24 protein-coding genes and 1 riboswitch are annotated in these 23496 nt (G+C 72.1%); of the genes, 9 read left to right on the top strand and 15 right to left on the bottom strand.

Annotation, left to right across the window (positions count from 1 at the left end; all coding sequences use genetic code 11):
- Window positions 1–20: 20 nt before the first annotated feature.
- Together ACFYM2_RS26990 and ACFYM2_RS26985 are read right to left on the bottom strand one after the other, a co-directional pair.
- Window positions 21–1124 (bottom strand): hypothetical protein, encoded by a 1104-nt coding sequence (locus ACFYM2_RS26990; protein WP_388839780.1) that lies wholly within the window; start codon window positions 1122–1124, stop codon window positions 21–23.
- Window positions 1121–2542: a hypothetical protein gene (locus ACFYM2_RS26985; protein WP_388839778.1), complete on the bottom strand. Its 1422-nt coding sequence runs from the start codon at window positions 2540–2542 to the stop codon at window positions 1121–1123. The genes ACFYM2_RS26990 and ACFYM2_RS26985 overlap by 4 nt, the downstream gene beginning before the upstream one ends.
- A 201-nt stretch (window positions 2543–2743) precedes the next feature.
- Here ACFYM2_RS26985 and ACFYM2_RS26980 point away from each other — a divergent pair, with 201 nt between their 5' ends.
- Window positions 2744–3649, top strand: a complete 906-nt coding sequence (locus ACFYM2_RS26980) for a Gfo/Idh/MocA family protein (protein WP_388839775.1) — start codon at window positions 2744–2746, stop codon at window positions 3647–3649.
- Window positions 3650–3656: 7 nt separating this feature from the next.
- Here ACFYM2_RS26980 and ACFYM2_RS26975 read toward each other — a convergent pair whose 3' ends face one another.
- Entirely contained in the window at window positions 3657–4019 is a 363-nt protein-coding gene (locus ACFYM2_RS26975) for an arsenate reductase family protein (RefSeq protein ID WP_358995589.1), read from the bottom strand.
- Between the two features lie 118 nt (window positions 4020–4137).
- Between ACFYM2_RS26975 and ACFYM2_RS26970 the strand changes: the two genes are divergently transcribed.
- Entirely contained in the window at window positions 4138–4419 is a 282-nt protein-coding gene (locus ACFYM2_RS26970) for a hypothetical protein (protein ID WP_358995586.1), read from the top strand.
- A 40-nt stretch (window positions 4420–4459) separates the two neighbouring features.
- On the opposite strand, the gene ACFYM2_RS26965 is transcribed toward ACFYM2_RS26970, so the two are convergent.
- Window positions 4460–4849 (bottom strand): ArsR/SmtB family transcription factor, encoded by a 390-nt coding sequence (locus tag ACFYM2_RS26965; protein WP_388461646.1) that lies wholly within the window; start codon window positions 4847–4849, stop codon window positions 4460–4462.
- A gap of 174 nt (window positions 4850–5023) precedes the next feature.
- Window positions 5024–5241, top strand: a riboswitch (cobalamin riboswitch).
- A gap of 27 nt (window positions 5242–5268) precedes the next feature.
- Between ACFYM2_RS26965 and ACFYM2_RS26960 the strand changes: the two genes are divergently transcribed.
- Entirely contained in the window at window positions 5269–6375 is a 1107-nt protein-coding gene (locus tag ACFYM2_RS26960) for a HoxN/HupN/NixA family nickel/cobalt transporter (protein ID WP_358995580.1), read from the top strand.
- A gap of 30 nt (window positions 6376–6405) precedes the next feature.
- Here ACFYM2_RS26960 and ACFYM2_RS26955 read toward each other — a convergent pair whose 3' ends face one another.
- The 3 genes from ACFYM2_RS26955 to ACFYM2_RS26945 form a co-directional block, all read right to left on the bottom strand.
- Complete coding sequence (locus ACFYM2_RS26955) at window positions 6406–6660, bottom strand: hypothetical protein (RefSeq protein ID WP_388461642.1); 255 nt, start codon at window positions 6658–6660, stop codon at window positions 6406–6408.
- 169 nt (window positions 6661–6829) lie between these two features.
- A complete protein-coding gene (locus tag ACFYM2_RS26950) occupies window positions 6830–7141 on the bottom strand; it encodes a hypothetical protein (RefSeq protein ID WP_358995576.1) in 312 nt (103 codons plus the stop codon).
- 370 nt (window positions 7142–7511) lie between these two features.
- Complete coding sequence (locus tag ACFYM2_RS26945; protein ID WP_388839770.1) at window positions 7512–8873, bottom strand: hypothetical protein; 1362 nt, start codon at window positions 8871–8873, stop codon at window positions 7512–7514.
- A gap of 233 nt (window positions 8874–9106) precedes the next feature.
- Here ACFYM2_RS26945 and ACFYM2_RS26940 point away from each other — a divergent pair, with 233 nt between their 5' ends.
- A complete protein-coding gene (locus tag ACFYM2_RS26940) occupies window positions 9107–9406 on the top strand; it encodes a hypothetical protein (RefSeq protein ID WP_358995571.1) in 300 nt (99 codons plus the stop codon).
- Window positions 9407–9768: 362 nt separating this feature from the next.
- Here ACFYM2_RS26940 and glnA read toward each other — a convergent pair whose 3' ends face one another.
- Window positions 9769–11178 (bottom strand): type I glutamate--ammonia ligase, encoded by a 1410-nt coding sequence (glnA, locus tag ACFYM2_RS26935; RefSeq protein ID WP_350229921.1) that lies wholly within the window; start codon window positions 11176–11178, stop codon window positions 9769–9771.
- 210 nt (window positions 11179–11388) lie between these two features.
- Here glnA and ACFYM2_RS26930 point away from each other — a divergent pair, with 210 nt between their 5' ends.
- Window positions 11389–11856, top strand: coding sequence for an RDD family protein (locus ACFYM2_RS26930; protein ID WP_358995568.1), 468 nt, complete (start codon window positions 11389–11391; stop codon window positions 11854–11856).
- Window positions 11857–12005: 149 nt separating this feature from the next.
- Here ACFYM2_RS26930 and ACFYM2_RS26925 read toward each other — a convergent pair whose 3' ends face one another.
- The 4 genes from ACFYM2_RS26925 to lipB form a co-directional block, all read right to left on the bottom strand.
- A complete protein-coding gene (locus ACFYM2_RS26925; protein ID WP_358995565.1) occupies window positions 12006–12713 on the bottom strand; it encodes a DUF4191 domain-containing protein in 708 nt (235 codons plus the stop codon).
- Window positions 12714–12732: 19 nt separating this feature from the next.
- The gene (locus ACFYM2_RS26920) at window positions 12733–12945 is read right to left on the bottom strand and encodes a hypothetical protein (protein WP_350229918.1); all 213 of its coding nucleotides are present in this window, start codon (window positions 12943–12945) and stop codon (window positions 12733–12735) included.
- A 307-nt stretch (window positions 12946–13252) separates the two neighbouring features.
- Window positions 13253–14209: a lipoyl synthase gene (gene lipA, locus ACFYM2_RS26915; protein ID WP_350229917.1), complete on the bottom strand. Its 957-nt coding sequence runs from the start codon at window positions 14207–14209 to the stop codon at window positions 13253–13255.
- Window positions 14210–14364: 155 nt separating this feature from the next.
- Window positions 14365–15174, bottom strand: coding sequence for a lipoyl(octanoyl) transferase LipB (lipB, locus tag ACFYM2_RS26910; protein WP_358995562.1), 810 nt, complete (start codon window positions 15172–15174; stop codon window positions 14365–14367).
- Window positions 15175–15415: 241 nt separating this feature from the next.
- Between lipB and ACFYM2_RS26905 the strand changes: the two genes are divergently transcribed.
- Window positions 15416–16864 carry a regulator gene (locus tag ACFYM2_RS26905; protein WP_388839767.1) on the top strand — a complete coding sequence of 483 codons (1449 nt, stop codon included), beginning with the start codon at window positions 15416–15418 and terminating at the stop codon, window positions 16862–16864.
- A 78-nt stretch (window positions 16865–16942) separates the two neighbouring features.
- On the opposite strand, the gene ACFYM2_RS26900 is transcribed toward ACFYM2_RS26905, so the two are convergent.
- Window positions 16943–18259, bottom strand: a complete 1317-nt coding sequence (locus ACFYM2_RS26900; RefSeq protein WP_358995558.1) for an NAD(P)/FAD-dependent oxidoreductase — start codon at window positions 18257–18259, stop codon at window positions 16943–16945.
- Between the two features lie 744 nt (window positions 18260–19003).
- Window positions 19004–19909 carry a TIGR01777 family oxidoreductase gene (locus ACFYM2_RS26895; protein ID WP_388839763.1) on the bottom strand — a complete coding sequence of 302 codons (906 nt, stop codon included), beginning with the start codon at window positions 19907–19909 and terminating at the stop codon, window positions 19004–19006.
- A gap of 36 nt (window positions 19910–19945) precedes the next feature.
- Here ACFYM2_RS26895 and ACFYM2_RS26890 point away from each other — a divergent pair, with 36 nt between their 5' ends.
- Entirely contained in the window at window positions 19946–20473 is a 528-nt protein-coding gene (locus ACFYM2_RS26890) for a GNAT family N-acetyltransferase (RefSeq protein ID WP_388461633.1), read from the top strand.
- An 87-nt stretch (window positions 20474–20560) separates the two neighbouring features.
- Window positions 20561–21805 carry an amidohydrolase gene (locus tag ACFYM2_RS26885; RefSeq protein WP_388461631.1) on the top strand — a complete coding sequence of 415 codons (1245 nt, stop codon included), beginning with the start codon at window positions 20561–20563 and terminating at the stop codon, window positions 21803–21805.
- Here ACFYM2_RS26885 and ACFYM2_RS26880 read toward each other — a convergent pair.
- Window positions 21802–22479 carry a TetR/AcrR family transcriptional regulator gene (locus ACFYM2_RS26880; RefSeq protein WP_388839760.1) on the bottom strand — a complete coding sequence of 226 codons (678 nt, stop codon included), beginning with the start codon at window positions 22477–22479 and terminating at the stop codon, window positions 21802–21804. The two genes, ACFYM2_RS26885 and ACFYM2_RS26880, sit on opposite strands and share 4 nt — an antisense overlap.
- A gap of 173 nt (window positions 22480–22652) precedes the next feature.
- Between ACFYM2_RS26880 and ACFYM2_RS26875 the strand changes: the two genes are divergently transcribed.
- Window positions 22653–23456: an SDR family NAD(P)-dependent oxidoreductase gene (locus ACFYM2_RS26875; RefSeq protein WP_358995549.1), complete on the top strand. Its 804-nt coding sequence runs from the start codon at window positions 22653–22655 to the stop codon at window positions 23454–23456.
- Window positions 23457–23496: the final 40 nt, after the last annotated feature.

Here is a 23496-nt window from a genome sequence, read left to right as displayed (position 1 = left end):
GCCCGTAGGTGAACCCGGTGTTACCCGCGTTCGCGCAAGAGCGACGCGAAGCCCGCGTCGCGGATGCGCCTGGTCAGCTCCGCCGGCCGCGTGCCCAGCGCCTCGGCGCATCGTCCGAGATGCCAGTCGTGCGCGGCCAGACTCCGCAGCAGATGACCGCGCCGCACCTGGTTCTCGGAGAGGCGGAACGTCTTCAGGTACGCCACCCGGCCCTTGCGGTCGGTGATGGCCTCACCGATGTGCTGGGCGGCGCCGCCGCGCTCGAACGGCGGCAGGAAGCGCCACAGGTCGAAGCCGCCCATCCGGTACACCCGGCTGAAGGCGTACGACGTGGCGTACAGCTCGGCGGCCATCACCGTGTCGTGCGCCTCGCGCCAGGCCCGCTCCTGCGCGCGGACCGCCGCGCGCAGATCGCCGATTCCGCGCACGTGACGGTCCTCGATGCGGGCGGTGAACTCCGCCGCCGGGCGGCCGAAGAGCGCGTACTGGTGGATCAGCTCACCGAACAGATCCTGAAGCAGCGTCGCGTGCAGCGCCCGGTAGTCGTCGGGGTGCGGCACCGCGAAGGCGGCGCCGAGCGCGTCCGCCGCGTACACCAGGACGCCGCACTGACGCGGATGGATCTCGAAGACGCGCAGCGCGTCGGCGAGGCCGGGCACGTCCGCGCCGAGGTAGGCGCTCTCGACGCGCGGCGAGAGCCCGGAGCGCAGCGCCTCGCGCGACCAGGTGTCCCACAGCGTCGAGGGCCCGCCGAAGTGCAGCGCCAGATAGCCCTCGAGGGCCAGGTGCAGCGGCAGGAACCGCAGCCGGTCGCCCGGCCGCCGCTTCGCCATCCGGTGCAGCGCCACCCGGCCCGCCGGCGCCGCGCCGCCCAGGTTCGTGCCGTACGCCGCCGCCGTACCCTCGCCCGACCAGTCGGCCACGAAGCCGTGCGGGATGTAGGAGGTGTAGTGGGTGCCGTCGTTCAGGCGCACGTCCTCGGTGGCGAAGTCCCCGCCGCCGTACGCCTCCCGGTGCAGCCGGAGCCCCGCCACGGGCTCGGCGCGCAGCAGGGGCACCAGCCGGATGCCGCCCCACACCTGGGCCGGTCCGGCGCTCAGCCCGGTCAGGTCGAGCGCGGTCACCGGACGCTCGCGACGAAGTCGGCCGTGCGGCGGTCCAGATACGTGGACAGCTCGGCCAGGCCCGTGCGCCCCTCGGCGAACGCGGCGATCTCCACCAGGGCGGGCAGGTCCTCCGCGTCGCGAATGCCGGCCGTGGGGACCGAGGGGGCGAGCCGTCGCACGTCGAAACCGTCCGCGTCGTATACGGGATTGAGGTGCACCACTCGGGTGCGCAGGCCCGGGTCGAGCCGGGTGCGCCACACCCGCAGCACCTCACCGGCCAGGCCCGGCGGGGCGTTGTCCCAGCCGTCGGAGACCACCACGACCCGCTCGGGACCCTCCTCAAGGGCGTCCAGGAGGCGACTGCCCAGCGGCGTCGCGCCGCGCGGCCGTACGAGCAGCGCGTCGGTGGCGCCCGAGGTCCACCACCCCCGGTAGGCCCCCGGCGCGGCCAGCGCCTCCAGGAGGAAATGGCAGGCCAGAGCCACCGCGAGCGGGCGGCGGCGCTTGAGGCCCGAGCCGGCCGATGAGTAGCTGTCGTCGAGCACCGCGGCGACGCGGCCCCAGGAGCGCGCGTGCGGCCCGGCCGCGCGCAGCGCCGCCGCCCGCAGCGCGTCCGTCAGCTCCGCCCGGCGCGCCGCGCGCTCACCGGGTGCGAGCGAGAGGACGAACAGGGCGAGCCGGGTCAGCGGCAGGCCGGCCAGATCGGCGACGGGCGCCCCCGCCTGCCCCTGGAGGCGCAGCCGTTCCAGCCGGGTGGCGCGCGGCGCGACGCGCTTGAGGAACGTCTCGCGCGCCACCCCGTGCCGGGCCGCGAACCCCTCGGCGACCGTGAACGGCAGCTCGTACAGGGCCCCCTGCTCGTAATGGGCACGGCGGTGGGCGTCGAGCAGCGGATGCGCGTAGCGGGACCGTCGCCCGGGCCGGAACAGGAAATCCCCCAACTCCGCGTCCGGGCAGGGCAGATGGACATGACGGGCGGCGGACTTCAGTCCTGCCCGGTACTTCACCGCGTCGAAGCCCAGGTCGGGGCGGGCTCCGAGCCAGTCGCGGAAGATCGCCCGGGTGCGCCGGTTGTTGACCTTCGCCGCGCGCAGCGCGCGCATCAGCCGGTACACCCGCTGCGGGGGCAGCGCCGCGAGCCGCGCCGCGATCAGCCGCCCCTCGACGCGCTTGTCCTCGGCGCTCGCCTCACCCGCGCTCACCAGGAGGTGGCGCACGATGAGAGCCGCGTTGTGGTCGTTGATGTCGAGGGCGAGCGCGGCGGCGTACACCGTGCGGTAGTTGACCCGGACGTACTCGTGCAGGAAATCCAGCGAGAGCCGCTGTGCGCCCGCGCCCGAGTGGAACTCGCGCTGTCCGGTGGCGGTGATGGCGGCGTTGACGAAGAGGAGTACGTCCTCGGCCGCCACCAGGTCGGCGCGGCTCTCCTCGGCCATGGCAGATCTCCGTTGTGCGAATGGGGGAGCCGGCCGGGGAATGGGGGCGCGAACTGCGAAATGTTTGCGGTAGAGGCAAGTCCCGGAAGTCGCGCCGGAGTCCCGCGGCCGGCCCGGGAAACCTAACATCCGGCCCCGGTGGCCCCGCCACTTCAATTCCCGGCCGGGGCGGACGACCGGGGGCCGGGGCAGACTGGCCCCATGAACACCACCGGTAACACCGTTCGCATCGGTCTCCTAGGCACGGGCCCCTGGGCCGTCGCCACGCACGCGCCGGCGCTCGCCGCGCATCGCGACGTCGACTTCGTGGGGGTGTGGGGGCGCAGGCCCGAGGCAGCGGCCGCGCTCGCGGGGGAGCACGGCGTGGCGGTGTACGAGGACGTGGACGCGCTGTTCGCCGACTGCGACGCCGTCGCCTTCGCGCTGCCGCCGGACGTGCAGGCGCCCCTCGCGCTCCGGGCGGCGCGGGCCGGCTGCCATCTCCTCCTGGACAAGCCCGTCGCCACCGACGTCGAAAGCGCGCGTGAGCTGACGGCCGCAGCCGAGGGCGCGGGGGTGGCCTCCGTGGTCTTCCTCACCCTGCGCTTCGCGCGCGAGACCGCCGCGTGGGTGTCCCAACAGGCGGCCCGCGACGGCTGGTTCACCGGGCACGCCCAGTGGTACGCGGCGCTGTTCACGCCGGACGCCGAGCGCGGCCCCTACGCCGCGTCGCCCTGGCGCGGCGAGAAGGGCGCGCTGTGGGACGTGGGACCGCACGCCGTCGCCGTGCTCGAAGGGGCGCTCGGCGAGGTGACGGCGGTGACGGCCGCGGCGGGACCTGGCGACACCGCGCACCTGATCCTGCGGCACGCCTCGGGCGCCTCCAGCACGGCCGCCCTCAGCTTCACCGCGCCCGAGGCCGCCGCGGGCGTCGAGGTGACGCTGACCGGCGCCGATGGCGTGGTGACGATGCCCGGCTGGGGCGGCGCGCTCGACGCGTTCGGCGCCGCGCTCGACGCGCTCATCGCGTCGGCCCGCACCGGGACGCCGCACCCCTGCGACGTACGGTACGGAGCGCGCGTCACCGAGCTTCTGGCCGACGCGCAGGCCCAGCTCGACGGGGCCTGAGGCGGCGCTACTTCCGCCTCAGGGCGTCGCGTACGGCGTCGTCGGTGCGGCCCACCACGGCCGTGCCGTCGTCCGCCGTGATGATCGGGCGCTGGATGAGCCGGGGGTGCTCGGCGAGCGCCGTGACCCAGCGCTCGCGGGCGTCCGCGTCACGGGGCCAGTCCTTGAGGCCGAGTTCCTTGGCGTCGGGTTCCTGGGTGCGTGTGATGTCCCACGGTTCGAGGCCGAGCCGGTCCAGGACGGCCCGGATCTCGTCCGGGGACGGCACGTCTTCGAGGTAGCGGCGCACCGCGTAGTCGGCGCCCTCCGCGTCGAGCAGGCTCACCGCGCCGCGGCACTTCGAACAGGCCGGGTTGATCCAGATCTCCATGCCCGCGAGAGTACCCGCAGTACGTCCCCAAAGCGCCGCTGGCCAGGGCCGATTGTCAGTGGTGCCCAGTAAAATCGAGGCAGTAAGTGAGGGTTCCCGACTGCCCAGGAGGATGCCCATGACCGCTGCCGTACTCACCTCGCGCGCTCCGAAACAGCTGTCCCTCGCGCCCCTTCGCAAAGTGCCGCTGCCCGCCGGGCGTCCGCGCGCGTGGTACGAGTCGCACAACCGCCGCCTGAAGGCCATGCGCCTGGCCGTCGCGCTGCTCGACACGGGCGTCTACCGGCCCGAGCAGGCGCCCGACCGCACGATACGGACCGTCGCCGCCCTCATCGGCGTCCACCCGCCGTCGGAGACGACGTGCCGGATGGTGCGCGCGCTGATCTACGACGGCCGCTGATCACCGGCGGCGGCCGGTCCGTCGCCGCATCCGGTCCCGGTCATGCCGTCGAGGCGTGGCCGGGGCCGGTCCCCGAGGGCGTCATCGCGTACTGGTCCAACAGGCGCGCGGTCGCCTCGTCCACCACCCGGTAGCGCACCACCCGCCCGTCCTTCTCGCCGGCGACCGCGCCGGCGGCCCGCAGCAGACGCAGCGCCTGCGAGACGGCCGGGTCGCGCATGCCGGTCGCGACGGCCAGGTCGGAGACGGCCAGCGGTCCGGCCCGGCGCAGCGCGAGCAGCAGGGCGAGCCGGTTGGGGTCGGCGAGCAGCGAGAAGCGGTCGGCCCAGGAGCGTACGCGCGCGGGGTCGCCGATCGCGGCGATGGCGTCACACACGCGGTGGCCGTCGATGGTGCGGTGGCCGGCGCGGTCGGCGGGGACGAGATGCATACCGGCATCCTCGCAGGAGCGCGGTGCGCGTCCGAGCCCCGGGCCGTGCGCGTCCGAGCCGGGCCGTGCGCGTTCGAGCCCCGGTCCGCCCGGGGGCCCGGTCCTCACGAGGCCCGGCTGCGGCGGACGCGCCGTGTGATCTTCGATACCTGCACAGCTGTGCAGCTGTGCGGGCAACTCTCCAGCGTCTAGGGTGACCTGGCCGTGGTGTTCGGGAAGACCGGTGGGAAACCGGAGCGGCCCTCGCCACTGTGATCGGGTTCCCCCATCGGTTCCACGGGGGAGCAGCCGTCCCCTCGCGGGCCACTGGCCAGGATCCACCTGGCTGGGAAGGCCGGGGCGGTCGCACCCACCCGTCAGCCAGGAGACCGGCCGCGGCATCTCACGAAGTGATCCACGAGGTGCTGGAGCGTGACCGCATGACCCTGTCCACCCCCACGTCCGCCGAGGCGGGCGCCGCCTCACCGGCCTTCCACTGGCGCCGCGAGGACACCGTCCGCACCGGCCTGTTGCTCGCGGTGATAGCCGCCCTGCACGTGGCCGCGTTCGGCATCCTCTTCCTCCTGGTGGCCCCCGCGCACTACGCGGTCGGCGCCAAGACGTACGGCATCGGCCTCGGCATCACCGCGTACACGCTCGGCATGCGGCACGCCTTCGACGCCGACCACATCGCGGCCATCGACAACACCACCCGCAAGCTGATGGCCGACGGCAAGCGGCCGGTGTCCGTGGGCTTCTGGTTCGCGCTCGGCCACTCCAGCGTCGTCGTCATCATGGCGGCCCTGGTGGCCGGCGGCGCACAGCTCGCGGGCACCATCATGAACGAGAAGTCCGACACCCACCAGGTGCTCGGCGTCCTCGGAACCACAGCCTCCGGATCCTTCCTCTACCTCATCGCCGCGCTCAACCTCGTCGCCCTGTTCGGCATCCTGAAGGTGTTCCGCGCGATGCGGTCGGGCGCGTACGACGAGAAGGAGCTCGAAGCGCACCTGGACTCGCGGGGGTTCATGAACCGCGTCCTGGGCCGCTTCACCAAGTCCATCTCGCGGCCGGGCCAGATGTTCCCGCTCGGCTTCCTCTTCGGCCTCGGCTTCGACACCGCGACCGAGGTCACCCTGATGGTCATGGCCGGCACGGGCGCCGCCGCCGGACTGCCCTGGTACGCCATCCTGTGCCTGCCGCTGCTGTTCGCCGCGGGGATGAGCCTGTTCGACACGCTGGACGGCACGTTCATGAACTTCGCCTACCAGTGGGCGTTCTCCAACCCCGTGCGCAAGGTCTACTACAACCTCACCATCACCGGCCTCTCGATCGCCGTCGCGTTCTTCATCGGCACCATCGAACTGGTCGGCGTCATCCACGAGAAGTTCGACCTCACCGACCCGGTCAGCGGCTGGATCGCGGCCCTGGACCTGGACAACGTGGGCTTCGTCATCGTCGGCCTGTTCGTGGTGGTCTGGGCGGCGGCGCTGGCGTACTGGCGGCTGGGGAAGGTGGAGCAGAAGTGGGCGGGGACGGGGGCGTGAGCTAGCCGGCCCGGCCCCGGCCCCCGTCCCTCACCCCTTACCGGGCGTTCGCGGGCCCGGCACCCCGCAGTCGTTCTGCGGGAGCCACAACGCCCTGAACAGGCCGTCGGCGGCGGTGTGTTCGACGAAGGTGCTCTCCTGAATGATCCGGCCCCGGCCAAGGATGACGATGCCGTCGGCGACCGCGACGTTCGCCAGGCGGCGGGCCACCAGGACCACCACGCGGTTCCGGACGACGTTCCGCAGTCCGGGGAAGATAAGGTGCTCGGCCCTGGCGTCGAGCACGCTGGTGGGACGACGCGTCGGTACGCCGTGCGGCCGCCCACTCCGGCGCCTACGAGCACTCCGCCCTTGCACACTCAAAAATGTCCTTCTTCAGGGCGGGCCCCTCGCTGCCGGGACAGCGGTACGTCAGGGCCTCGGCCCGTACGACGTCCGGTGCCGGAGGCGTCAGCTACCGACATCCGGCCCGAGCAGCCAGGCCGGCGCGACCCACACCACGCCGGCCGCGAGCCCGCCCGCGAGCGTGCCAAGTACCGAGTAGGAGGTGCACGGCCTTGTCGGCGGCCGCGTCCACCGGCCCGCCGATCGTCCGGAACCGGTCGAGCATGGAGTGCGCCATCGTGCGGGAGCGCAGCTGGCCGGCGGTGCCCTTGTCGAGCCCGAACCACCGCAGCAAGTTCAGCGCGCGGCGCTCCGTGCTCATCGCCCGCGACGCCTCGTAGTGCACGCGGGCGGCCTTCACCCCGGCGACGCGCTGCGGCACGCGGGGAGCAGGAGCAGCGCCCCCAGCCCGGCGGCTCCTCATCTTCCGCACGAACCAAGGCAACCGCGTCGCTCCTGGCCCCGCCGCTCGACAGGACGGTGGCGTGCTGCGGGGGCTGACTGCGTGCAAGCAGGATCGGAGCGGGTGGCCTCCTACCGGTGACATGCTTGATCGGGCGGCGCGGTGTTCTCAGACTGCACACCGCTGCGCAGCGACGAGGCCAAGATCCGGCAGACTTCCACTCTCTGTGTCTCATCGCACCCCCGCAGAAGGCGTTCCAACTGGCGGAGCACGGCGAGATCGCGCAGGTAACGCGCGACTATTGCCAGCGCCATGCAGGCCGGGAGCACGAGCGCCACCCCGGACAGGGTCATGACGCGTACCCCTCCCTGATGGAACGGGTGATTTCCTGCGCGTGCCGACCGTACAGACATGACGCGTGACGATTGAGGATGACCGTGGCACGGCCGAACTGGGCGGAGTGCTGGGAGAACAGTCTGATCGCGTCGGCTCGGGGTACGTCGTCGGCGAAGCCGTGGGCCAGGAGGTGCGCGCAGAGCGCTTCCACGGATTCTCCGCAACACCATTCGATCACAAGGTCGCCGGGGTGATGGGTGTAGCAGTTGGCGAACCCATGGGGCGCCGCCGTTCCATTGACCAGTTCCGGGCAGCGAAGCAAGCGGCTGAACAGAAGGTCACGCACCCGCAGATCCTCGATTCCCCGTGACGCCGTCCAGTCCTCGGCCTCCTGCTGTTCGTCGCGCGAGGAACCTCCTGGAACCCGTTTCCACAGCAGCACCTCGTTGTCGCGGGCCGACGGCAGACGAATGGGCCCTCCATCCGACCGGGCGACGGTGACCTGGGCCGCAGTCGTCGCGTCATAGAGGTCCAAGCACCGTTCGTTGCCGCGAACTCGCAGACCGGCCACTCCTCGGACGCCGCCGTACGAGTGGTCGAACCTGGGAAGGAGTATGCGCAGCACCTCGTTCGCCATATCGGGTTCCAGCTGCAACTTCAGGTTCTGGTCCCTCAGTTCGGCCCGCCGCACCCCGAGGAGGGCGCCATTGAGCTGATGGTCCCGGAGCCCGTCGGCCAGTACATGGGCCACGTACGCTTCCAGGCGGCGTTGGAGCGGGTCGGGGGAATCGGCGACCGGGGACCCGAGATGCATGTGAGCCTGCTTCGCGAGTCTTGAAGCAGTCGACTGCTTGAGCGATGTTCGGCGAACGATGCTTTTCGCCAGCTTCGTTGCATTACGTGACCTGGACATACCGTGCCCCTTCCGCTTGTCGCCCGGCGACGACAAAAGAGACAGGTTGGATGCCCTGATTTGTACCGACTGCCGACTGCGGGTGACTCTCAAGAGCCCACTGCTCGCTCCGGCGCCGGGACCGGATCTGGCGAGACGCGCCGCCGCAGCAACGCCCTCCCACGGTACCTCGACGTGTCGTGCCGCATCGGGAAACGGCCGTTTTGGGCCCCCGAGACGAGTGAGCCCGAACTCGTTGGCCACCCCCAGTTGGGAGGGCGGATCACTCGAAGGCTTCGGTCCCATCCGGCAGGCCATCCGCGCGGCATCCTCCCGGGTCACCAACTGCACCTTCTTGCGGAACATCCCCTCACCCAAGAACAGGACACGAAGCCTGTCATGCGGGCCGTTCTCCTGGCACTCGTACAGGCCGTTTCCAGGAAGCGGGCCACCGTAGGGCCGGACGTGGTTGCGGCTGATCAACGTGCGTGCGTACCGCTATCTCTCGTCCGTGCCACGGATCCTGGCCACCGTCCGGTCATGAATTCGCACGTCACTGGCCGCGACGTGGTGTTCACCCCGGGAAGCACGGCGGCGGGGTCCACGGTGGCGAGGTTGGTGCCACTCCATCCGACGCCGACCCTTGTGTGTTGATCTGCTGACGTCACCGTCATAGCGGCGGTAACGTCCTTGCCTCGACGATTCCTGGGGGGACCATGGGGTGGATCAAGGACGCCAAGGCCGAGGCGATCAGCAAGGAAGCGCAGCGGGCTCTCGATGAAGGCCGCACCGTGTTCGTGTGCCGTGTCAACCAGGGATCTCTGCAGAGCAACTATTCCGGCTCCCTGTCAGGGGTGGCGGAGCAGATCGAAGCGGTCGAAGCTCTGGGCTGGCAGCTCGATCAAGCGTCCTTCTCACATGACCACAGGGACCACGCCTCAGCGTTCCTGATCTTCCGTAGGCCAAAGGCTGCCGCACATTCGCCACAGCGCCAGGCCGCTTGGGGCGGCCAGTGACGCCCACGGGGCGCCGGGTTCGGCAAGAGCAGGCTTCGGGAACGGACGCATCGGCCGAGCGCTGCTACCGGCCACCGGTTTCCGGATCCCCCAGGTGTCCGGGTAGCCCTGAGCCGCTGCGGACGCTGGTCCGAGTCAATTGACGTGCGGAGGCTGGCCGCATACGTGCCAGGACGCAGCTGTGGGTGTTGCCCGGCCTGGCTGTGCCCGAGTGGCGCCGCCATCCCGATCCCGGACACGGACGGCCGACCCGGGACGCTGTCGCGCGAACGAGGGCCGGAGGGAACAAAAGAATTGCGGACCCCTCACGGACTGGCGAAGGGTCCGCAACGCGAACCTGGAGGTCAACTAGCTGTTGATCTTTAGAGGTCGAAGTACAGCTCGAACTCGTGCGGGTGCGGGCGCAGTTGGATCGGGGCGATCTCGTGGGTGCGCTTGTAGTCGATCCACGTCTCGATCAGGTCGGAGGTGAAGACACCGCCGGCCTGAAGGTACTCGTTGTCGGCCTCGAGCGCGTCCAGGACGGCCGGGAGCGAGGTCGGGACCTGCTGGACGCCCGCGTGCTCCTCGGGGGCCAGCTCGTAGAGGTCCTTGTCGATCGGCTCGGCGGGCTCGATCTTGTTCTTGATGCCGTCGAGGCCCGCGAGCAGCAGCGCGGAGAAGGCGAGGTAGGGGTTCGAGGACGGGTCAGGCGCGCGGAACTCGACGCGCTTGGCCTTCGGGTTGGAGCCCGTGATCGGGATGCGCATCGCGGCGGAGCGGTTGCGCTGCGAGTAGACCATGTTGACCGGAGCCTCGAAGCCGGGGACCAGGCGGTGGTAGGAGTTCACCGTCGGGTTGGTGAAGGCCAGCAGCGACGGCGCGTGCTTGAGGATGCCGCCGATGTAGTAGCGCGCCATGTCCGACAGGCCCGCGTAACCCTGCTCGTCGTAGAAGAGCGGGTCGCCGCCGGCCCACAGGGACTGGTGGACGTGCATGCCCGAGCCGTTGTCACCGAAGATCGGCTTCGGCATGAAGGTCGCGGTCTTGCCGTTGCGCCAGGCGACGTTCTTCACGATGTACTTGAAGAGCATCAGGTCGTCGGCCGCGGCGAGCAGCGTGTTGAACTTGTAGTTGATCTCCGCCTGGCCGGCCGTGCCGACCTCGTGGTGCTGGCGCTCGACCTGAAGGCCGGAGTTCTCCAGCTCCAGGGAGATCTCGGCGCGCAGGTCGGCGAAGTGGTCGACCGGCGGGGCCGGGAAGTAGCCGCCCTTGTAGCGGACCTTGTAGCCCCGGTTGTTCTCCTCCGAGCCGGTGTTCCAGGCGCCGGCCTCGGAGTCGATGTGGTAGAAGGACTGGTTCGCCGAGGTCTCGAACCGTACCGAGTCGAAGACGTAGAACTCGGCCTCGGGGCCGAAGTACGCGGTGTCCGCGATGCCGGTCGAGGCGAGGTAGGCCTCGGCCTTCTTGGCGATGTTGCGCGGGTCGCGGCTGTACTGCTCGCCCGTGATCGGGTCGTGGATGAAGAAGTTGATGTTGACCGTCTTGTCCCGGCGGAACGGGTCGACGCGCGCCGTCGACAGATCCGCGCGGAGCGCCATGTCGGACTCGTGGATGGCCTGGAAGCCGCGGATCGACGAACCGTCGAAGGCGAGCTCCTCGGCGGGGTCGAACGCCTTCGCGGGGATCGTGAAGTGCTGCATCACGCCCGGCAGGTCGCAGAACCGGACGTCGACGAACTTCACGTCGTTGTCCGCGATGAACTTCTTCGCGTCGTCGGCGTTCTGGAACATCCAACTCCTCCTACTCCCACCCGGGGAGGGGGCGGGGTTGCGGCTCGGTCGTGCGGCCGTTGCGGTGGCACACGCTGGACCCGACCATAGGCAGACGGCATTTCTCAAGCGTGACCCGTTTGTTTCGCCCAAGTTAACCGGCCAGGTGACGACCGCCCAAGACCGACCCGGGCCGAACTGATCGAAAACGGGCGCAGTACCGTGGGAGCCGTGGACAACAGGCAAGCAATGGGATCGTGGCTCTCGGGGCCCCGCGCGGCCGCCGAGGACATGGGTGTCGACTTCGGTTACCGGGGCCAGCGGCTCGGTCTGCCCAAGGACGGGCCCGGCTCGGTGGCCCCTCTCGGCCGGCGCTTCGGCGCCATCTTCATCGACTGGGCCCTGTGCGCCCTGATCGCCTACCAGCTGATCGCCCACGGCAACACGCACGCCGCCAACAACTGGGCGCTCCTCGTCTTCTTCCTGCTCGGCGTGCTGACCGTGGGGACCGTCGGGTCCACCCCCGGCAAGCGGCTGCTGGGCCTGCGCGTGGTCGCCGAGGAGGGCGGCCGGCTCGGCATCGTGCGGGTCACCGTACGCACCGTCCTGCTGTGCCTGGCCATCCCCGCGCTGATCTGGGACCGCGACGGCCGGGGCCTGCACGACCGCCTCGCGCGCGCGGTGCAGGTCAGGATCTGACCCCGGCCGGACACGGAAACAAACCGGACGCCCGGACACGGAGACAACCGGACGCGAAGACCGGACACGAAAAGGCGGCCCGGACCATCTCGGTCCGGGCCGCCTTCGTTCGCGTACGAAATGTTCGTTCGCGTACGAGGTGGTGAGGGTCAGCGCGTCTTTCCGCCGCGTGGCATCCGCATGCCCTTGGGCATCGGACCCTTCGGCAGCGGCATGTTGCTCATCAGGTCGCCCATCGCGCGCAGCCGGTCGTTGGCCGCGGTGACCTGGGGGCCCGACAGGACGCGGGGCAGCTTCAGAAGCGTGGTGCGCACCTTCTTGAGCGGCACCTGGCCCTCGCCGTCGCCGACGATCACGTCGTGGACCGGGGCGTCCACCACGATGCGGGCCATCTTCTTCTTCTCGGCGGCCAGCAGGGCCTTCACCCGGTTCGGGTTGCCCTCGGCGACGAGCACGATGCCGGCCCGGCCGACGGCCCGGTGCACGACGTCCTGGCTGCGGTTCATCGCCACGGCCGGGGTGGTGGTCCAGCCGCGCCCGATGTTCTGGAGCACGGCCGCGGCCGCGCCCGGCTGGCCCTCCATCTGGCCGAAGGCCGCCCGCTCGGCACGCCGTCCAAAGACGATCGCCATCGCGAGCACGGCCACAAGAAGGCCGAGAATGCCCAGGTAGACCGGGTGCCCGAGCAGGAACCCGATCGCGAGGAAGACGCCGATGACGACGATTCCCACGCCGGCGATGACCAGCCCGATCTTGGAATCGGCCTTCCGGGTCATCTTGTAGGTCAGGGCGATCTGCTTCAGTCGCCCCGCATTCGCATCGTTCGCAGCGCTCTCTGCGGTTGCCTTCCTCGCCATACCAGGAAGTTTACGTGGCCTACGGGTGACGGGTGGCCACGGCCTCCAGTACGTGCTGCGCCTCGACCCGGTCCTTGGCCCGGCGGCGGTCCTCCAGAACGGCCGTCCAGGCGTTGCGGCGGGCGGTGCGCTGGCCGGAGCCGATGAGGAGCGATTCCATGGCGCGCAGGGCGCCGGTCACGGACGGAAGCGTGGTGGCTCGCACGGTTTGCTGAGCGGTAGCGGCCTGCATCGTCGAGGTCCCCCCTCGGGACGGAAGTCGGGAACGGGCGGATGGGGTGCGGCGGTGTGCGCGGTGCGTAGAGCCATCGTCACTGTTTGGTGTTACCAGGGCGTGTCGAAGCGGTCAAACCCCAATGAAACCTTGACGCGGGCCCGGAAAACGCCGACGCGGCCCGTACGCGTGCCCCGACCTGCGGGGACGGTACGAGCCGCGTCGGCGCGGCGTTTACCGATCGGTAGGAGCTTGTGAGCGGGTTCACGCGGAGCCCCCTCGGTTCACACGGAGCGCCGCGCGGCTTACGCGCGAGGCGCGCGGCTCACGCCGTGGTGGCGGCGCTCCGTGCCTCCATCGCCTGCTGGTACAGGCGCCCGGCGCGGTAGGAGGAGCGGACCAGCGGGCCCGACATCACGCCGGAGAAACCGATCTCGTCGGCCTCCTCCTTCAGCTCCACGAACTCCTGCGGCTTCACCCAGCGCTCGACGGGGTGGTGGCGCACGGAGGGGCGCAGGTACTGGGTGATCGTGATGAGTTCGCAACCCGCGTCGTGCAGGTGCTGAAGCGCTTCGCTGATCTCCTCGCGGGTCTCGCCCATGCCGAGGATCAGGTTCGACTTGGTGATCAGGCCGTAGTCGCGGGCCTGGGTGATCACGTCGAGGGAGCGCTCGTAACGGAAGCCGGGGCGGATCCGCTTGAAGATGCGCGGCACGGTCTCGACGTTGTGCGCGAAGACCTCGGGGCGGGAGGAGAAGACCTCTCGCAGCTGCTCGGGGACCGCGTTGAAGTCGGGGGCCAGGAGCTCGACCTTGGTGCGCCCCTCGGCGCGGTCCGCGGTCTGCGCGTGGATCTGGCGCACCGTCTCCGCGTACAGCCAGGCGCCGCCGTCGGCCAGGTCGTCGCGGGCGACGCCGGTGATGGTGGCGTAGTTCAGGTCCATCGTGACGACCGACTCGCCCACGCGGCGGGGCTCGTCGCGGTCCAGCGCCTCGGGCTTGCCCGTGTCGATCTGGCAGAAGTCGCAGCGCCGGGTGCACTGGTCACCGCCGATGAGGAAGGTGGCCTCGCGGTCCTCCCAGCACTCGAAGATGTTGGGGCAGCCCGCCTCCTGGCAGACCGTGTGCAGCCCCTCGCTCTTGACCAGTTTTTGCAGCTGGTTGTACTCGGGACCCATCTTCGCCCGGGTCTTGATCCACTCGGGCTTGCGCTCGATGGGGGTCTGGCTGTTCCGGACCTCCAGGCGCAGCATCTTGCGTCCGTCGGGTGCGACTGCGGACACGTCCGGCTCCCTGTGACTTCGATTCTTCGGCGAACCCTAGGGTACGCCCGTTGTTTGCTCGGGTGAGGTGCGGCTTCCCCCCGGGGGGTAACTCGAAGGGGGGCGGCCGCATTCCCCGGCTGTTCCCTGGGCGGGTGGGTCTCAGGGCCGGGCCGCTACGCCGACGCCCGCTCGGTCTCCCGCTCGATCACCCGGGGAGCCGGCTGCGCGTGCTCCAGGATGTCGCGCAGGTGCTTCTCGGCCACCGGCAGGACCTCCGCGATGGTCACCTCGCGGCCCAGTTCGTACGAGAGCGACGTCACACCCGCGTCCCGGATCCCGCACGGCACGATCCGGTCGAACCAGGTGTTGTCCGGGTTCACGTTGAAGGAGAAGCCGTGCATCGTGACGCCCTTGGCGACGCGGATGCCGATCGCCGCCAGCTTGCGGTCCTCGCGGCGCTGGCCGGCGTTGGAGGGCGCGTACTCGGGGCCGTTGAGGCGGGCGTCGAACTCGTCGTCGTTCAGGCGCGGGTCGAAGTCCAGGGAAAGCCCGCCGAGCTTGGGGCGCCGCTCGACCGGATCGCCGAGGACCCACACCCCGCTGCGGCCCTCGACCCGGGTGGTCTCCACGCCGAAGTCGGCGGCGGTACGGATCAGGGCCTCTTCCAGCCGGCGTACGTGCGCGACCACGTCGACGGGGCGCGGCAGCTTCTGGATCGGGTAGCCGACGAGCTGGCCGGGGCCGTGCCAGGTGATCTTGCCGCCCCGGTCGACGTCGATGACCGGGGTGCCGTCCAGGGGGCGCTCGCTGTCCTGCGTGCGCCGCCCCGCCGTGTAGACCGGGGGGTGCTCGACGAGCAGACAGGTGTCGGGGATCTCGTCGGCGAACCGGGCCGCGTGCACGCGCCGCTGCTCGTCCCAGGCCTCCTGGTAGTCGACCGCGTCCTCGCCGAAACCCAGCCGGACACATCGCAGCTCGTTCACGCCAGCTCCCTGTCGAACCTCGTGGATCCCCGTGGATGCGATCGGTGCGCGTCCTCATTCACTGTACGACCGTGTTCGACACCCTCCGCACGCCCCCTGGGCCCGGCAGAAACGGCACGTCACCACACGATCGGATGAATGCGGGGCCGAGGCGGCGGCACCGGCCGTATTGACCGCTAAATTCTCGCCGTTCCATGAGGGCTGCACGCTTTGGCCCGGAAGGCAGGAGAACGCAGAGCTGATGACGGAACGACCCTCGCAGCGCACCCCCAACCGCCAGCTCGCCGCACTCATCGCAGAAGCCGGGTTCTCCAATGCCGGGCTCGCCCGCCGCGTTGACCAGCTCGGGCTTGAGCACGGCCTGGACCTGCGCTACGACAAGACCTCGGTCACGCGGTGGCTGCGCGGCCAGCAGCCGCGCGGCACCACACCCGCGCTGATCGCCGAGGTGTTCACCCGCCGGCTCGGCCGCCGGCTCTCCGCCCAGGATCTCGGGCTCGACGCGTGTGCGCCGGTGTACGCGGGCCTGGAGTTCGCGGCGACGCCCGAGGAGGCCATCGACATCGTCAGCGGCCTGTGGCGCAAGGACTCGGGCAGCCACGCCGAACTGCGCAAGATCGCCTTCACCCCGGCGGGCCTGGTGGTCCCGAGCCGGGACTGGCTGATCGGGCGGGCCGACGACCGGGTGGGACGGGGTGAACCCGCCCCGCCGGGCGGCGCCACTCGCGTCCCCGTCCAGGGCCGCCCCTCCGTGCCCCGCCAGCGCACCACCGACCGGGGCCCGGGACAGCGCGTGACCAGCGGAGACATCGCGGCGCTCCGCTCGGTCGGCGAACTCTTCCGCACCCTCGACCACGCCTACGGCGGCGGCCACGCGCGCCAGGCCCTGGTGCGCTACCTGGAGCACGAGGCCGAGCCGATGCTGCGCGGTCATTACGGCGAGAGCGTGGGGCGGCGCCTGTTCGCGGCCGCCGCCGACCTGACGCGGCTGGCCGGCTGGACCTCGTACGACATCGCCGCCCACGGGCTCGCCCAGCGCTACTTCGTGCAGGCGCTGCGGCTGTCGCAGGCCGCGGGCGACCGGGCGTACGGCTCGTATGTGCTGGTCACGATGAGCCGCCAGGCCGTCTACCTCGGGCACGGCCGCGAGGCGGTCCAGCTGGCCCGGGTCGCCCAGCAGGGCGTGGGATCGGCGGCGCCGCCCGTGGTGCAGTCGCTGCTCAACGCGGTGGAGGCGCGCGGACACGGAGTGCTCGGCGAGGTGCGGGCGTGCACCGCCTCGCTCGCGCGGGCCGAGCGGGCCCTGGAGAGCGCGCGGGCCGGCGACGACGTGCCGCACTGGGCGCGCTGCTTCGACGAGGCACAGCTCGCCGACGAGTTCGGCCACTGCCACCGCGACCTCCAGCAGTACCGCGCCTGCGCGCAGCACGCGGAGCGCTCGCTGCAATTGCGCGCCCCCGCGTACGCCCGCTCGCGCCTGTTCTGCCGGGTCGTGCTCGCCACCGCGCGGCTCGGACTCGGCGAACTCGACCAGGCGTGCGCGCTGGGCGCGGAGGCGGCCCAGCAGGCGAGCGAGATGCGCTCGGCGCGCGCGGTGGAGTACGTACGCGACTTCGAGCGCCGCCTCGAGCCGTACCGGGACGCGGCGCCGGTCCGCACCTACCGGGACCGGGTGGCCGCGCTGGGGTGAGGGGGCGTGGGGCTCGGGGCGCGGGGCGCGGGGTGAAGGCGCCCGCCCCGGCTCAGGCCGCGGGCGCCCGCCCCCGGCTCACGCCGCCTTGTGGATCACCTCCGGCCTCGCCTGCCAGGACGGGACGCCCAGATCGCTGAGGATCGCGTCGGCCGCGCGGCGCCCCGAGTACAGGGCGCCCTGCACGGTGCTGGTGTCGCGGTGGTCGCCGCACACATACAGGCCGGCGAGCAGCCGGACCGGGCGGCGCAGATCGTGCGGGGCGGGCATCGACGGCACGGCCTGCGGGGTGTGGTGCAGGGCCAGGAGCTCCCAGTCGGACGTGGACGTGGCGTACAGGCGCGCCAGTTGGCGCCGTACGGCGCGCTCCACGTCCTCCGGCGGAGTGCCGAGCACGGCCGAGGTGATCAGGGCCCGGCCCCGCGGAGCCCGGCTCGGGTCGACCTCGCTCATCACCGACGTGTACGCCACCGGGCCGCCGCGGTCCGCGTCCAGGAGCAGCGCGGGATCGGCGAGCGGGGAGCGGGGCGCGGTGTGGTGCAGCACGGTCAGCGGGTGGAAGGCGGGGACCCTGAGACCCGGCAGGAGCGTGGCGGCGGCCGGGGCGTCGGTGGCCAGGAGCAGCGAACGGCAGCCGAGCACGCCGTGGTCCGCGGTGGTGACCGAGGTCGTGGCGACGGAGGTCACCTTCACGTCCGTACGCACCGTGCCGGGCGGCAGGGCGGCGGCGAGCAGCTTCGGCAGGGTGGCCGCGCCGCCCTCCGGCACGCACAGCCGGCCGCGCGCGAAGCCGCGCAGCGCCAGGTCGGCGCAGTGGCTCGACGTGGTCAGGCCGGGGTCGCAGAGCAGGGCGGACAGCAGGGGGCGTACGAAGCCGTCCAGAGTGCGGGCGGGCAGGCCCCGGCTCAACAGGGCCTGGCCGATGGGGAGTTCGGGGCGGGCCGTGATCCGCTCCAAGGGAGTGGCGGCGAGCCTGGCGAGTGCCTTGCCCAGGCGGGCCTGGTCCAGCGCGCCGCCGAGCGGGGTGGCCGTGCCGCGCGGGGCGCTCGCGCGGGCGCGCGCTGCGGCGAGTGCGCCCCTCGCGCTCCCGGTCGTGCCCGCCCGGTAGTGGCGGCCCTCGCTGTGTACGAGGACGCCGGGTGCGAACGGGCGCAGCGGCAGGTCCGCCAGGCCCGGGGTGCGGGTCAGGTCCGGGTAGGAGGTCGAGAGCAGTTGCCCGATCCGGTCGAGCCGGAAGCCGTCGACGGAGCGGGTCGCCATGCGGCCGCCGACGTCGGGGGCCGCCTCCAGAACACTGACCGTGACTCCCGCGCCGGTCAGCCGATGCGCGGCTGACAGGCCCGCGAGCCCGGCTCCCACGATGAGTACGTCCGCATGATGTGCGGTGCTGAGCACGTGGCCCTCCCCGAGGTAGGCGCGGTAGGTGGAGGCCTCATGCCCCCAACTGGCCCACGGAATGCCGGAGTTCGAGGAGAGAGTAGGGATGGGGGGTGGGGTGGGGCGTCGCGCGTGGGGGTGGGCGTTGGGGCATGGCGGGCGCACGGGGCCCTCCGGGGGTGCGCGGAAAGGGGGTTGCCCCTCGGCCCGGGCCGCCCGCGACCCGTCCGGGGGCGGTTTCCGAGTGCGGGTCGCGTCGACCTGGCCGCGCAGTTCCCCGCGCCCCTGGCGGGGTGGGCGCTGGCCCATCCGGCGTGCCTCAGCCCGTCCGGGAGGCCGGTTTCCGAGTGCGGGTCGCGTCGGGCTGGGCGCGCAGTTCCCCGCGCCCCTGACTATGCGGTGCTGGCCCGGATGGGAGGCCTCGGCCTGTCCGGGAGGCCGGTTTCCGAGTGCGGGTCGCGTCGGGCTGGGCGCGCAGTTCCCCGCGCCCCTGGCAGGGTTGGCGCTGGCCTGCATCGGCACCCTCAGCCTGTCCGGCGATTGAGGACGAGGCCCTTCAGGCCGAACGGGGTCTGGGGCGGAGCCCCAGGGGCCCCGGCTGCGGGCCGTGCTGGCTGAGCGCGCAGTTCCCCGCGCCCCTGGCGGGGCTTGGGCTGGCCTGCATCGGCACCCTCAGCCTGTCCGGCGATTGAGGACGAGGCCCTTCAGGCCGAACGGGGTTTGGGGCGGAGCCCCAGGGGACCCGGCTGCGGGCCAGCATCCTCAATTGCCGGCGGCAGCCACCCGTACCGCCTCCTCCACGGTGGGGAACGCGAACCTGAAGCCCGCTTCGAGCAACCGCCCCGGCACCACCCGCTGCCCAGCCAGCACATCACCCGCCGCTTCGCCCAGCGCGACCCGCAACGCCGGGGCCGGCACGGGCAGGAGGGCCGGGCGGCGCAGGACCCGGGACATCGCCGCCGTGACCTCCCGGTTCGTCACCGGCTGAGGCGCCGTCAGGTTCACCGGCCCGGAAAGGGACTCCGTGTCCAGCAGGAACCGCAGCGCCGCCACCTCGTCGTGCAGCGCGATGAACGACCAGTACTGCCGTCCGCTGCCGAGCCGCCCCCCGAGCCCCGCCCGGAACAGCGGGATGAGCTTGGCCCACGCCCCGCCCCGGCGGGCCACCACGAGCCCCGTACGCGCGAACACCGTACGGATGCCCGCCTCCCGCGCCGCCCCGGCCGCCTCCTCCCAGTCCACGCACACGGAGGGCAGAAAACCGTCGCCGGGCGGAGCGGACTCGTCCACCACGCGCTCGCCCGTGTCGCCGTAGTAGCCGATCGCCGACCCGCTCACCAGCACCTTCGGCGGGGTGTCGAGGCCGGCGAGCGCTTCGGCGAGCGCGGCGGTGCCCAGCACCCGGCTGTCCCGGATCTCCTTCTTGTACGCGGCGCTCCAGCGCCGGTCGGCCACTCCCGCCCCGGCCAGGTGCACCACCCCCTCGCAGCCGGCCAAGCCCGCCGTGTCCACGTACTGGCGCACCGGATCCCACGCGACCTCGTCGGGCCCCCGCGGCGCGCGCCGCACCAGACGCAGCACCTCGTGCCCGTCCGCCCGCAGCGAGCGCACCAGCTCCGCACCGATCAGCCCCGTCGAACCCGTCACCGCGATCTTCATGGTTGCCATCCTCGCGCGCCGAGGCCTCCATGGCACAGTGGCGGTATGCCCGAGTCGTATACCAAGCCCCGTACTTCTCCGCTCCCGCTCATACGCCCCGCCCGGCACGCCGACGGCGACCGCCTGGGCGTGCTGACCCGGGAGGCCTGGTCCCCGCTGCACGCCGTGGCGCCGCGCCCGGCGCCGCCGTACGAGCCCTTCTTCGACGACCGGCACGAGCCCGGGGACTACCTCGTGGCCGAGGTGGACGGCGACATCGCCGGCTTCGTGCGGGTGGTCCCGCCCACGCCGCTGCCCAGCAACCGCCACGTCCGGCAGATCCAGGGCCTGGAGATCGACGCGTCGGCGCGCCGGCGGGGCGTGGGCCGCGCCCTGTTGCGCGCCGCCTGCGAGACGGCCCGCGCCCAGGGTGCCACCCGGATCACCCTGCGGGTGCTCGGCCACAACGCCCCCGCCCGCGCGCTGTACGAGCGGGAGGGCTTCGTCGTGGAGGGCGTACAGCCGGGTGAGTTCCTGATCGAGGGCGCGTACGTGGACGACGTCCTCATGGGCCGCTCGCTCCTGGACGACTGACACCCCCAGGACACCCGACACCGAACCCGTCCCCAGTCCCAGTCTTCAGTCCCAGTCCCGACCCCGACCCGAGAGCAGGCAGGCACCGTGTCCCACCCCACCCCCTCCGCCCCCACCGCCCTGCTGGGGCTCGACGCGATCCGCGCCGAGCTCGCCGGGATCTACCGCGATCTGCACGCCCACCCCGAGCTCTCCTTCGCCGAGCACCGCACCGCCGCCGAAGTCGCCCGCCGGGCAGGGGAGTACGGCTGCGAGGTGACCACCGGCGTCGGGCGCACCGGGGTGGTGGCCGTGCTGCGGAACGGGCCGGGACCCACCGTGCTGGTCCGGGCCGACTTCGACGCGCTGCCCGTGACCGAACGCACCGGACTCGGCCACGCCTCCACCGTCGAGGGGGTCATGCACGCGTGCGGGCACGACATGCACACCGCCTGTCTGCTCGGCGCGCTCAAACTGCTCGCCGATTCCCGCGCGCTGTGGAGCGGCACCGTCCTCGGGGTCTTCCAGCCGGCCGAGGAGGCCGGGCAGGGCGCGCGGGCCATGCTCGACGACGGGCTGTACGAGCGGTTCGGGACGCCCGACGTGGTGCTCGGCCAGCACGTGGGGCCGTTCCCGGCCGGGACGATCGGTGCGCACGCGGGCCCCGCCTTCGCCGCCGCCGACGCGCTCAGGGTCGTGATGCACGGCAAGGGGGCGCACGGTTCACGGCCCGAGACGTCCGTCGACCCGGTGGTGATGGCGGCCTCGACCGTGCTGCGCCTCCAGACGATCGTCTCGCGCGAGATCGCGGGCAGCGAGACGGCCGTCGTCACCGTGGGCGCCCTGAACGCCGGGACCAAGGACAACATCATCCCCGACGAGGCCGAGCTGAAGCTCAGCATCCGTACGTACACCGAGGACGTGCGCCGTACGGTGCTCGCCGCCGTGGAGCGGATCGTGCGCGGCGAGGCGGCCGTGGCCGGGGCCGCGCGCGAACCCGACATCGAGACGACGGCCTCCTTCCCGCTCCTGGTCAACGACGAGGACGCGGTGGCGCGGACCATGGCCGCCGTCGGCGCGGTCATCGGCGCGGACAAGGTGTTCGACCCGGGCCCGGTCACGGGCAGCGAGGACGTCGGCCTGTTCGGCGCCGAGGCCCAAGTGCCGCTCTGCTACTGGCTGTTGGGGGGAGCCGACCCCGAGGCGTTCGGCGCCGCACTCGCCGCAGGCACCCTTGAGCGGGACATCCCCTCCAACCATTCGCCGTACTTCGCGCCGGTCGTCGAACCCACCCTGACCACCGGCGTCACCGCCCTCACCACCGCGGCCCTGGCCTGGCTCGACGCCCGCTAGCGTCCGAGGCGCATCCCGCCGGTGAGTTCGCGCAGGCAGCGCACCGCGAGTTCGGCGGGGGAGCCCGGGCCGGTGGCCGGGGCGTCGGTCGCGGACCAGGATTCGAGGGCGACCCGGATCGCGTCGGTGGCGGCGGCCGCGGCGAGGCGTACCTCCAGGGCGTCCGCGCCCGGTCCCGCGAGGCGGGCGAGGACCGGCAGCAGGCGCTCCTCGGAGTCCTGGTTGACGCGGTACCAGACCGCGCGCAGCGCCGCGTCGTGCTCGGCCGCGCGCAGCAGCCCCCGGGTCCACCGCAGCTGTTCGGCCGCGTGCGCGTCGGGCACCGCCAGCGCTTCCCGTACGGCGGTTTCCAGGGCGGGGGCCAGCGGGCCGGGACCCGCGGTTTCGAGCAGGACGCGCCAGCGTTCGGCGCCGCCCGAGAGCAGCGGGCCGACCGCGTCCTGCTTGGAGCGGAAGTAGCGGTAGAAGGTGCGCAGCGCGACCCCGGCGTGGCGGGCGATGGCCTCGGCGGTGGTGCCGTCGGGCCCGTGCTCGGCGAAGAGCGCGGCCGCGGCGCGGGCGATGTCGAGCTGGGTCGCGGCCTTGCGGCGCTCGGTGAGTGAGGGCTGAAGCGGCGGGGGGGATGGGGCCGACGGGGGCGAAGGGGTGTGTGGCTGCGGATTGGGCTGGGTCACGGGGGCAGCCTACGCCCGCACCCTCGGCGTATGCATGAAGTGACATGGTGGCAAAACGTGCCACCCGGGCGTACGGTGGAAGCTGCCCCACCGTTGGCCGCCCCCATCGGCCGTCCCCTCGGGCCGCGCATCGAGCGACCCCCGCGCGCCCGTCACAAGAAAGCTGGACCGCAATGAGCGTGAACCCCGTCACCGACCGCTACGAAGGACGCCGCGCCCTGGTCACCGGCGGCGGCTCCGGCATCGGGCAGGCCACGGTGCTGCGCCTGCTCGCCGAGGGCGGGCACGTCGTCGCGGCGGACGTCAGTGAGGCCGGCCTGAAGGACACCGCCGACAAGGCGGGCGCCGCCATCGGACGGCTGACCACCCTGGTCATCGACATAGCCGACGAGGAATCGGTCCGCGAGGGCGTGGCCGCTGCCGTCTCCGTGCTCGGCGGCCTCGACGTCCTGGTCAACGCGGCCGGGATCCTGCGCTCCTCGCACACCCACCAGACGAGCCTCGCCGAGTTCAACCAGGTCGTCGCGGTCAATCTGACCGGCACCTTCCTGATGATCCGCGAGGCGATCCCGGCGCTGCTCGAAGGCAATGGCGCGGCCGTGGTCAACTTCAGCTCGACCTCGGCGGTGTTCGCCCACCCCTACATGGCGGCGTACGCGGCCAGCAAGGGCGGCGTCCAGTCGATGACGCACGCGCTGGCCGCCGAGTACGCCAAGCAGGGCATCCGCTTCACCGCCGTGCAACCCGGCTCGATCTCCTCCGGCATGACCGACGGAAGCGGCGCGTCCCGCTCCAGTGTGGGCCCGGGCCTGCCCGCCGACGCCGACATGTCGCTCTTCGTGAAGCTCGCCCCGGCCATCGGGCAGGGCTTCGCGGGCCCGGAGACGGTGGCGTCGGTGGTCGCGATGCTGGCCAGTGACGACGGCCGCTTCATCACCGGCACCGAGGTCCGCGTCGACGGCGGAACGCACTTCTGACACCCCCGGGAGCCGGCCCGCGTTCAGCCCGCGCCCGCGC

The sequence above is a fragment of the Streptomyces sp. NPDC006711 genome (assembly GCF_042869775.1).
Classification (GTDB): Bacteria; Actinomycetota; Actinomycetes; order Streptomycetales; family Streptomycetaceae; genus Streptomyces.
This window is presented reverse-complemented; position numbering and strand designations above follow the sequence as displayed.

Excerpts from the sequence above, each read along its gene's own strand:
- ACFYM2_RS26985 (WP_388839778.1), bottom strand. The coding sequence starts at position 2,542 with ATGGCCGAGGAGAGCCGCGCCGACCTGGTGGCGGCCGAGGACGTACTC.
- ACFYM2_RS26980 (WP_388839775.1), top strand. The coding sequence starts at position 2,744 with ATGAACACCACCGGTAACACCGTTCGCATCGGTCTCCTAGGCACGGGC.
- ACFYM2_RS26975 (WP_358995589.1), bottom strand. The coding sequence starts at position 4,019 with ATGGAGATCTGGATCAACCCGGCCTGTTCGAAGTGCCGCGGCGCGGTG.
- ACFYM2_RS26970 (WP_358995586.1), top strand. The coding sequence starts at position 4,138 with ATGACCGCTGCCGTACTCACCTCGCGCGCTCCGAAACAGCTGTCCCTC.
- ACFYM2_RS26965 (WP_388461646.1), bottom strand. The coding sequence starts at position 4,849 with ATGCATCTCGTCCCCGCCGACCGCGCCGGCCACCGCACCATCGACGGC.
- ACFYM2_RS26960 (WP_358995580.1), top strand. The coding sequence starts at position 5,269 with ATGACCCTGTCCACCCCCACGTCCGCCGAGGCGGGCGCCGCCTCACCG.
- ACFYM2_RS26940 (WP_358995571.1), top strand. The coding sequence starts at position 9,107 with ATGGGGTGGATCAAGGACGCCAAGGCCGAGGCGATCAGCAAGGAAGCG.
- glnA (WP_350229921.1), bottom strand. The coding sequence starts at position 11,178 with ATGTTCCAGAACGCCGACGACGCGAAGAAGTTCATCGCGGACAACGAC.
- ACFYM2_RS26925 (WP_358995565.1), bottom strand. The coding sequence starts at position 12,713 with ATGGCGAGGAAGGCAACCGCAGAGAGCGCTGCGAACGATGCGAATGCG.
- ACFYM2_RS26920 (WP_350229918.1), bottom strand. The coding sequence starts at position 12,945 with ATGCAGGCCGCTACCGCTCAGCAAACCGTGCGAGCCACCACGCTTCCG.
- ACFYM2_RS26905 (WP_388839767.1), top strand. The coding sequence starts at position 15,416 with ATGACGGAACGACCCTCGCAGCGCACCCCCAACCGCCAGCTCGCCGCA.
- ACFYM2_RS26895 (WP_388839763.1), bottom strand. The coding sequence starts at position 19,909 with ATGGCAACCATGAAGATCGCGGTGACGGGTTCGACGGGGCTGATCGGT.
- ACFYM2_RS26890 (WP_388461633.1), top strand. The coding sequence starts at position 19,946 with ATGCCCGAGTCGTATACCAAGCCCCGTACTTCTCCGCTCCCGCTCATA.
- ACFYM2_RS26875 (WP_358995549.1), top strand. The coding sequence starts at position 22,653 with ATGAGCGTGAACCCCGTCACCGACCGCTACGAAGGACGCCGCGCCCTG.